Raw genomic sequence first — 7,805 nt, 5'->3', positions numbered from 1 at the left:
ATTTCTCAGTCCAACTAATGGGGAGCAGTTCACACTCCGGAAGAGAGCCCCTTTTCTTTTAACCATCGACGCGTTGCCAGCGCCCAGCTGAGCCAGATTCGGTTGAGGAAGCCGGAGAGCGAGAACCTGCTTCCCGACGCACAACTAGCTTCTGTTAGAGCTCCTTGAGAGTCTCCGCAGCCTGCTCTGCCCACTGTCGCCACTGTTCGGCCTGCTCCCGAGCCTTGGCGGCCTGAGAAGTCTTGCCCTTCGCCTCGAGTTCGGCGGCCTTCTGCTCAAACTCCGCTGCGCGGTCGGCGAACTGCTGGACGCGAGCCTGTGCTTCGGGGTCGGTACGGCGCCACTGCGAATCGGCAGCATCGGAGACGCGCTTTTCCAGTGCGCCAATGCGGTTTTCATACTCACGCACACGACCACGCGGCACAAAGCCGATGGCCTCCCATTTCTCTTGCAATTGACGCAGTTCGTTGCGAGCGTGATCGAGGCCCTTGGACGGATCAATGCGGTCTTCGTATTCAGCCAGCAGTGCGTCCTTGGCCGCAGCGTTTTCCTCGAACTCCTTGTCTCGAGCTTCGTTGACCGCGTTGCGAGCACCAAAGAACTCATCCTGGGCGGCCTTGAACTGCGCCCACAGCTTGTCATCGACCTCGCGCGGGGCTCGACCAGCGGCCTTCCACTCAGCCATCAGGTCACGGAAGGCAGCAGCGGTGCCACCCCAATCAGTGGAGGTCTTCAGGGCCTCAGCTCGCTCAATGATGTCCTCCTTAACGCGGCGAGCAGCCGCACGGTTGCGGTCCAGTTCCGCAAAATGGGCACCGCGGCGGCGGTTGAAAGAATCACGCGCGCGAGAGTAACGGCGCCAGAGCTGATCATCAGTTTTGCGGTCGATGCCGCGAATCTGCTTCCACTCCGTGAGAATCTCGCGGATACGGTCGCCGGCGACCTTCCACTCGGTGGAGTTCTCTGCGAGCTCCTCGGCCTCTGCGGCGAGCTCTTCCTTACGTGCGATGGCGTTCTTACGGCGCTCTGCCTTGTCGTGAGCGACTTTCTCCTCTGCGACGTGGGAGGTGGCAATGACCTCTGCAAGGCGCTTATCCAGCGCATCGATATCGCCGAGGACCGTGGCGGTGGCAAGGCTCTCACGCAGTTCAACTGCGTTGTGAGAAATGGTCTTTGCCTCCTGCGGGTGGGAGACTACACGAGATTCCAGTAGCTCGACCTCGGTGGCCAGATCCTCGTAGCGCTTGCCGTAGTGGGCATAACCCTCTTCTACGGTGCCAGCCTGCCAGGAGCCAATATTGCGTTCGCCGGCGCTGGTGACCAGCCAAACAGTGCCGTCTTCGTCAATGCGGCCAAACTTCTTTGGATCATTGTGGACGGCATGTGCCACAGCGGCCGACCCCGCAGGCGCTGGAGTAGCTCCAGGGGCCTTACGATGAGCCGGCATTGAGCCTGGTCGAGGTCCCGGACGTGGACCCGGGCGTGGACCTGGCTTAGGGGAATTGCTGGTACCGGTCATAGTGGGTAAACCTCTTCCAATCTTCATGCAGAACTGCCGCGCGACACGGCTGCCATCAAACACTTACGGTATGTGCTCGAGTATCCCAAAAATTTTGGCACAGCGCGCGTAACACCGCCGGATTAAGGCATCGACTAGCCCCTCACGGTAGCGTTGAGGACGTGAATTCGCGTTTGCCTCGGCTTGTTATCGTTCCGCGTGCGCTCCTCATCGTCGAGGAGCTGGGTGGTTTTGCACCTATCGCCACGGAATTGCGCCGTCATGCCCGTGAAACCGTCGCGACGCTGTGGACAGATGACGAACCCGGGGAGCCCGGCGCGGTCGCTATTATCACTGGCAGGATGCAGGCGAAGTCCCCGCACCAGACCAGCGCACCCGGCAGTTTTTCTCCGAATGGGGTTGATGTCACGGTGTCAGGCGGAACCGAATTACCTGAGCTGCTGGGACGCTGGCTTATCGAAGACTACGCGCGACGGAATTCTGAAGGACCCACTGGCCGCGTCATTCAGGCAACGTGCTTCGACTCTATCGCTGAGGCACTCGCTGCCGGTCACACGCGTCTGCTTGTGCTTGTCGACGGCGCATTCGGCCTTGCGGACGATTCCCCGGTCGGCGTAATTGAAGGTGCAGCGGAGGTTGATGCGCTGTGCAGTCTGATTGCTGGTCAGGACTGCTCAAGTATTAACGTGGAAAATATTGTGTTTCCAGCTCCCGGCGCGTACGCAGCCGAGTTATGGCAGCAGCTGAGTAAAGCTGCTGAAAGCTGGAAGGGGTCTGGATTGACCGTCGTAAAGCGTTCTTACTATGACGGGGCGCCTTATGGAATCGGCTACCACGTGGCCAGCTGGCGGTGTGTTGCGAAGTAAGAGCGCGCGTTTTTAGTTTTTGTGCAGGAGTGTGAACTGGGTAGTGACGGCTTTCGAGAGTGAGAGCTTGCCGGTGCCGATTGCGGTGGTAGGGCCGACGGCGTCGGGAAAGTCGGATTTGGGGCTGGTACTTGCGGAGCAGCTTGGCGGTGAGGTCGTCAATGTTGATTCGATGCAGCTCTATCGAGGAATGGATATCGGAACAGCGAAGCTGTCGGTGGACCAGCGGCGGGGGATTCCGCACCACCAACTCGATGTGCTGAACGTGACGCAGCCGGCGAGTGTGGCGACGTATCAGCGTGAGGCGGTCGCGGATGTTGAGGCCATTCGCGCGCGGGGGAAAGTCCCCATCCTTGTCGGCGGGTCGATGATGTATGTGCAGGCGTTGGTGGACGACTGGCAGTTCCCACCTACGGACCCTGAAGTACGTACGAAGTGGGAGACAGTGCAGGACGAGATCGGTCCGGCGGCGTTGCATGATCGGCTGGCAGAGATTGATCCGGATGCGGCGGCAATTATTGAGACCAATGACCCGCGGCGCACCGTCCGCGCCCTGGAGGTCATCGAGCTCACGGGCAAACCTTTTGCAGCGTCGAAGCCGTCGATTGATAAGCCACCGCGGTGGAACACTCGCATATTGGGGTTGCGCACGCAGGCGGAATGGCTAAATCCGCGGATTGAACAGCGTACGCGGGGCATGTTTGCCGCTGGCCTGGTGGAAGAAACTGAGAGTTTGATTGCGCAAGGGTTGCGCGAAGGTGTGACCGCTAGTCGCGCGATCGGCTATGCGCAGGTGCTGGACTACTTCGATGGGGTTTACGACCTGGATACGGCTTGTGAACGCACGATTACTGGTACGCGCAGGTATGTGCGACGTCAGCGCTCCTGGTTCAACCGTGATCATCGGATCATGTGGCTAGACGCTGCCGGTGACGTGCCGGGACAGGCGTTTTCCGCACTTGGTCTGTAAGAGATTCGGACCTCCCGCTAGCATCAAGGGCATGGTTTCATTTGCCAAAGGCCACGGTACGCAAAACGATTTCTTGATTTTTCCAGATGATTTGGTGTCGATTGATTTGACCGAATCACTGGTCGCAGCAGTGTGCGATCGACAGCGAGGTCTTGGCGCTGACGGCGTCCTGCGGGTTGCCCGTGCGGGGAAACTCGTCGATGCCGGTGTTTTGGCGGCATTGCCGGAGGGCGTTAAAGCCGACGATTGGTTTATGGACTACCGCAATAGTGACGGTTCTATTGCCGAGATGTGCGGGAATGGTGTCCGCGTCTTTGCACACTATATTGCCGCGATTCACAGCCCGGACAGTGTCGTCGACGGAACTTTGCGGGTGGGCACTCGAGCAGGGCTGCGCGCTGTTTCGATTGATGAGCACAGCCGCAGGCACGCGGTCGTTGGGGTGGATATGGGCCAGCCGGAAGTCCTCGGCCTCGCTACTGCGTTCATTGGTTCGGGCAACAATGCCCAGAAATTCGCCGGGATTGGTGTCGACGTGGGAAATCCGCATTTGGCCTGCGTCATGCCTGGCCTAAATGCCGCCGCTCTGGCGGAGCTGGAATTGGAAGCGGCGGGTAGTGTCGCGAAGCCAGTGCGTGCCGACGAAGCCATGTTCCCGAACGGCCTCAATGTGGAAATTGTCACCCCGCTGGATGCCTGTGATTCGGTGTCCATGCGAGTAATTGAACGTGGAGTTGGTGAGACCCGCTCGTGTGGCACCGGTACGGTTGCGGCAGCTATTGCCGCGCTGGCCGATGCCGGCCGGACTGAGGGGGTTGTGACAGTCAAGGTGCCCGGCGGTGTGGTGACTGTGGATGTCCACAAGGCCAGCAATGCGGATGGGGACTTCTCGGCGACCTTGACCGGGCCGAGCGTGATTCACACGCTCGGCGATATTGAGCTGGAAGCCCTGTGACTGGTAGCTATTGCTGCAGGAGCACTAGCGGGGTAGTGGAAGCGGTGGGGAATCAGCGGACTAGTGTCCGCCGCAGCCACCGTCGCCACAACCACAGCCGCCATCGCCACAGCCGCCTCCGCAACCTTGAGGCGGAATGATCTCACCGGTCAGTGAGAAAGTACCGGAAACGACCATGCCTGGCTGGGGAGCTTCGTCGCCGCCGGGGACAAGTACGTCCATAGGAGTCGGCAGAGCAAGGTTGAGCACCCAGAACTTCTTGCCGGTTAGCTCATTGACATGCTTGCGGGAGTTATTGATAACACCAGCCAGTTTCACGGTTGCGCTAGGCGATGCCTTCCCGACCTGATCTCCGACAATTGCCTTAGCACCTTCGAAGTCCAATGTTGTCGGGGTTGCCCCGGTGCGCTTCTCGTACTCTTCGATGGATGCGTCGAGGGTGAAATCAGTTGCTAGAGCTGATAGCGCGACATGCTCAAAAGTCTGAGTTCCGGCATCAACAATCATTGGCCCCTGTGACAGCAGGCAGGTAGCGACCTCGATGACCTTGTCAAAGTTATCCGAGGAGGGATCATCCTCGACGATTTCCACGAGCGCCAAGACATCGTCCACGCTGGATACATGGGCAGTGACGGTCGGGCTGCCCGCGAAGCCGGCGTAGGTAGAAAATGGTTCAACACCCAGGATGTGCAGACGCGCACCAGAGGAATCTTCGAAACGGACCAGCTGGCCACCGCGGACCTCGCCGATGACCGACAGATTGTCACTAGCGATCGCGGCTTCCATCGCGTCTCGCCAGCTGGGGTAGTCCATGCCAATGCTTCGCAAGTCAGTAGTCATACTTTTCGATGATACTTCCCATATCTTCATCTGCGAACTAACGAATCGCACGTGAGCACATTGTGCTCTGGGGTACCTAGAAGCATTCCTGCACGCCGCGGCAACTATTCGGATGGGACTAACAATTCTGCCACGCTAAATAGGTAAAGGTTAAGTGTGGCATAAATAACTTTCCTTAGGTGTGCCGGGTTTATTCCATTTAGGCATGCCTAAGAGTAAGCTCATCTCTGTAAACACGATTTGCTTAGCTTAATTCTTATCTATATAAGCGAGGTTTCTCATGCTCGGATTGCGGTCTCGAAAACAGTCGGATGACATTCAGTCGCTTGCCGACGTCCCGGTGGGGGTAACCGTCACTCTGGGAGCGTCGCATGTGGATGAGCGCCTGTGCCGCAGGCTTTCGCAACTGGGGCTTCGCCCTGGAATGAGTGTCACTGTGGGACGGAGTACGAGCGGCGGTGGGCGAATCGTCCATGCTGGCGCAACGCGCTACGCCATCGATGCCAGCACGCTGCACAAGATGTCCGTCGTGGGTTAGGTCCCCTACATCTCTTTTCTCACCTCCCTTCTGAAAGTAAACAATGACAACACCTATGGATTCCTCAACGCGAAAATTCGCATCTACGCCCAGCTGCCATGCTTGCAGTGGCGGAGCGCCAGCAAAGGATGGTGCACCTGTTGTCGCAGTGGTCGGCGCACCGAACTCCGGTAAGTCAACACTGTTCAATAGTTTGACTGGTGCGAAAGCGCAGATGGGCAATTGGCCTGGTACGACCGTAGAGGTCAGCCGCGGCGCGTGGAAGACCGATGCCGCTGAGTACGATGTCATCGATTTCCCGGGTGCTTACTCGCTGGATGCCATGAGCCCGGACGAAGAGCTCACTCGCGAGATGCTCATCGAGAAACCGGAAGAAGAACGCCCGGATCTCGTCGTTGTCGTTGTCGACGCCACGGCACTGGGCCGTGGCCTCTACATGGCCGCGGAATTGGCGGAACAGCCCCAGCGCATCGTTCTGGCTCTGACCAAACTAGATGTTGCCAAGGCCAAGGGCATCGATGTGAATCCGGACGCATTGCAGTCAGCTATGGGGATGCCGGTGGTGGCGCTGGATCCCCGTCGTAAAGCGGGAATGGCGCGGTTGGCCGACGCGGTAGCAGCGGCTCTGGACGGATGTAGTTCGGTGTCGTCACCGATTCGCCAGGTCGATGGTGAATCGATTGAACGCCTGGACGACGCACGCTTTGCCGCGATTGATGCGGCGGTTGCGGCATCTACGGGCGGGGTGGAAGATCGCCAGACTTTCTCCGACCGCATTGATAACGTGGTTCTTCACCCGGTGCTCGGACCGATTGTGTTCCTGGCAGTTATGTGGGCAGTCTTCCAAATCACGACGACGGTAGCAGCACCGTTGCAGGACGGTTTGGAAACCCTTATTACCGGTAATTTCGCAGATTTGGTTACCCGTGGATTAGAAGCGGTGGGATGGGACCATCCGATTGTCACCGGACTGCTTGTAAACGGCATCATCGGTGGTGTCGGCATGGTGCTGACCTTCGTTCCGCTGATGGCACTCATGTTCCTGTGTCTCGCAGTACTCGAGGATTCAGGGTATATGGCGCGTGCAGCCGTGGTGGCTGACCGTGTCATGCGAGCAATTGGTCTTCCGGGTAAGGCATTTATTCCGCTCATCGTCGGCTTCGGGTGTAATGTGCCAGCGATTTCGGCGACACGTGTGCTGAGTAATCCGCGCCACCGCATTTTGACGGCATTACTGGTTCCGTTTACCTCCTGCTCGGCGCGCCTAACCGTGTATGTCATGTTGGGTGCGGTGTTCTTCCCGGAACACGCGGGCACAGTCGTTTTCGCTATGTACGTGATCTCGATTCTGCTGATCGTTCTGACCGGCCTTGCACTGCGTAAGACCCTGTGGCGCACCATGCCGTCGGAACCGCTGGTCATTGACCTGCCAACCTACCAGCTACCGACCGCACGGCTGGCACTATCGGTGATGTGGATGCGTCTGAAGGGCTTCCTGCAGACCGCTAGTGGAATCATCGTCAGCACCGTCATCGTCGTATGGCTTTTGATGTCTATCCCGGTTGTCTCCGGGCACTCCTTTGCCGATGAAAACCTGGCACCGCAGGACTCCGCATACGGTGCAGTCAGCGAAACTATTGCTCCTGTGTTTAACCCGGCAGGTTTCGGTACATGGTCTCTGACAGGTCCGTTGGTGACGGGCTTTGTGGCCAAGGAAGCCGTCATTTCTACCTGGGCACAGACCTATGCAGTGGAGGACGTCACCGATTCCGATTCGAGCGAACAGGCCTCCAGCCCGCTCGCGGAGAATATTCGACGTGACTTTGACAATGCATCCGATGGACATGGATTGGCAGCAGTCTGGGCCTACATGATCTTCCTGCTGGCTTACACACCGTGCGTGGCTACGCTCGCGGCACAACGCCGCGAGATCGGCTTGAAGTGGACGGGCTTCGGTTTGCTAGCGCAGCTGGTCGTTGCATGGGCACTGGCCGTGATTGTTTTCCAAGGGTTAAAGCTGTTCCTGTAAAGCCTCGTTGATTCCTAGTAGCTTCGGCAAAGCTACTAGGGCACACTTGCGAACTAGAAATCAGATCCAACAAGAATCGCGATACGGA

The 7,805-nt window shown here is 58.3% G+C and carries 7 protein-coding genes; 5 read left to right on the top strand and 2 right to left on the bottom strand.

All coding sequences use genetic code 11. The features are described from left to right. Nucleotides 1-154: 154 nt before the first annotated feature. The gene (locus tag HMPREF2857_RS05475; protein WP_070643052.1) at nt 155-1,519 is read right to left on the bottom strand and encodes a DUF349 domain-containing protein; all 1,365 of its coding nucleotides are present in this window, start codon (nt 1,517-1,519) and stop codon (nt 155-157) included. A gap of 161 nt (nt 1,520-1,680) precedes the next feature. On the opposite strand from HMPREF2857_RS05475, the gene HMPREF2857_RS05470 reads away from it, so the two are divergent. From HMPREF2857_RS05470 to dapF, 3 genes are read left to right on the top strand one after another with little or no spacing between them, the layout of a single operon-like run. Further along, complete coding sequence (locus HMPREF2857_RS05470) at nt 1,681-2,385, top strand: class III extradiol ring-cleavage dioxygenase family protein (RefSeq protein ID WP_070643051.1); 705 nt, start codon at nt 1,681-1,683, stop codon at nt 2,383-2,385. Nucleotides 2,386-2,428: 43 nt separating this feature from the next. Continuing rightward, the gene (gene miaA / locus HMPREF2857_RS05465) at nt 2,429-3,355 is read left to right on the top strand and encodes a tRNA (adenosine(37)-N6)-dimethylallyltransferase MiaA (protein WP_016422617.1); all 927 of its coding nucleotides are present in this window, start codon (nt 2,429-2,431) and stop codon (nt 3,353-3,355) included. Between the two features lie 31 nt (nt 3,356-3,386). Then, nucleotides 3,387-4,310 (top strand): diaminopimelate epimerase, encoded by a 924-nt coding sequence (gene dapF / locus HMPREF2857_RS05460; protein ID WP_049193014.1) that lies wholly within the window; start codon nt 3,387-3,389, stop codon nt 4,308-4,310. 60 nt (nt 4,311-4,370) lie between these two features. Here the strand turns inward: dapF and HMPREF2857_RS05455 are convergent, their stop codons facing one another. Continuing rightward, the gene (locus HMPREF2857_RS05455; RefSeq protein ID WP_049189638.1) at nt 4,371-5,150 is read right to left on the bottom strand and encodes a hypothetical protein; all 780 of its coding nucleotides are present in this window, start codon (nt 5,148-5,150) and stop codon (nt 4,371-4,373) included. 280 nt (nt 5,151-5,430) lie between these two features. Between HMPREF2857_RS05455 and HMPREF2857_RS05450 the strand changes: the two genes are divergently transcribed. Both HMPREF2857_RS05450 and feoB read left to right on the top strand, forming a co-directional pair. Next, on the top strand, nt 5,431-5,688 hold the full coding sequence (locus HMPREF2857_RS05450) for a FeoA family protein (RefSeq protein ID WP_016422620.1): 258 nt from the start codon (nt 5,431-5,433) through the stop codon (nt 5,686-5,688). 55 nt (nt 5,689-5,743) lie between these two features. After that, the gene (gene feoB / locus HMPREF2857_RS05445; protein ID WP_070643050.1) at nt 5,744-7,717 is read left to right on the top strand and encodes a ferrous iron transport protein B; all 1,974 of its coding nucleotides are present in this window, start codon (nt 5,744-5,746) and stop codon (nt 7,715-7,717) included. Nucleotides 7,718-7,805: the final 88 nt, after the last annotated feature.

The organism is Corynebacterium sp. HMSC076C10 (assembly GCF_001812455.1).
Lineage (GTDB): Bacteria > Actinomycetota > Actinomycetes > Mycobacteriales > Mycobacteriaceae > Corynebacterium > Corynebacterium jeikeium_D.
This window is presented reverse-complemented; position numbering and strand designations above follow the sequence as displayed.

Bases quoted from the DNA above. Each gene is read 5' to 3' on its own strand.
- HMPREF2857_RS05475 (WP_070643052.1), bottom strand. From the start codon at position 1,519: ATGACCGGTACCAGCAATTCCCCTAAGCCAGGTCCACGCCCGGGTCCA.
- dapF (WP_049193014.1), top strand. From the start codon at position 3,387: ATGGTTTCATTTGCCAAAGGCCACGGTACGCAAAACGATTTCTTGATT.
- HMPREF2857_RS05455 (WP_049189638.1), bottom strand. From the start codon at position 5,150: ATGACTACTGACTTGCGAAGCATTGGCATGGACTACCCCAGCTGGCGA.
- HMPREF2857_RS05450 (WP_016422620.1), top strand. From the start codon at position 5,431: ATGCTCGGATTGCGGTCTCGAAAACAGTCGGATGACATTCAGTCGCTT.
- feoB (WP_070643050.1), top strand. From the start codon at position 5,744: ATGGATTCCTCAACGCGAAAATTCGCATCTACGCCCAGCTGCCATGCT.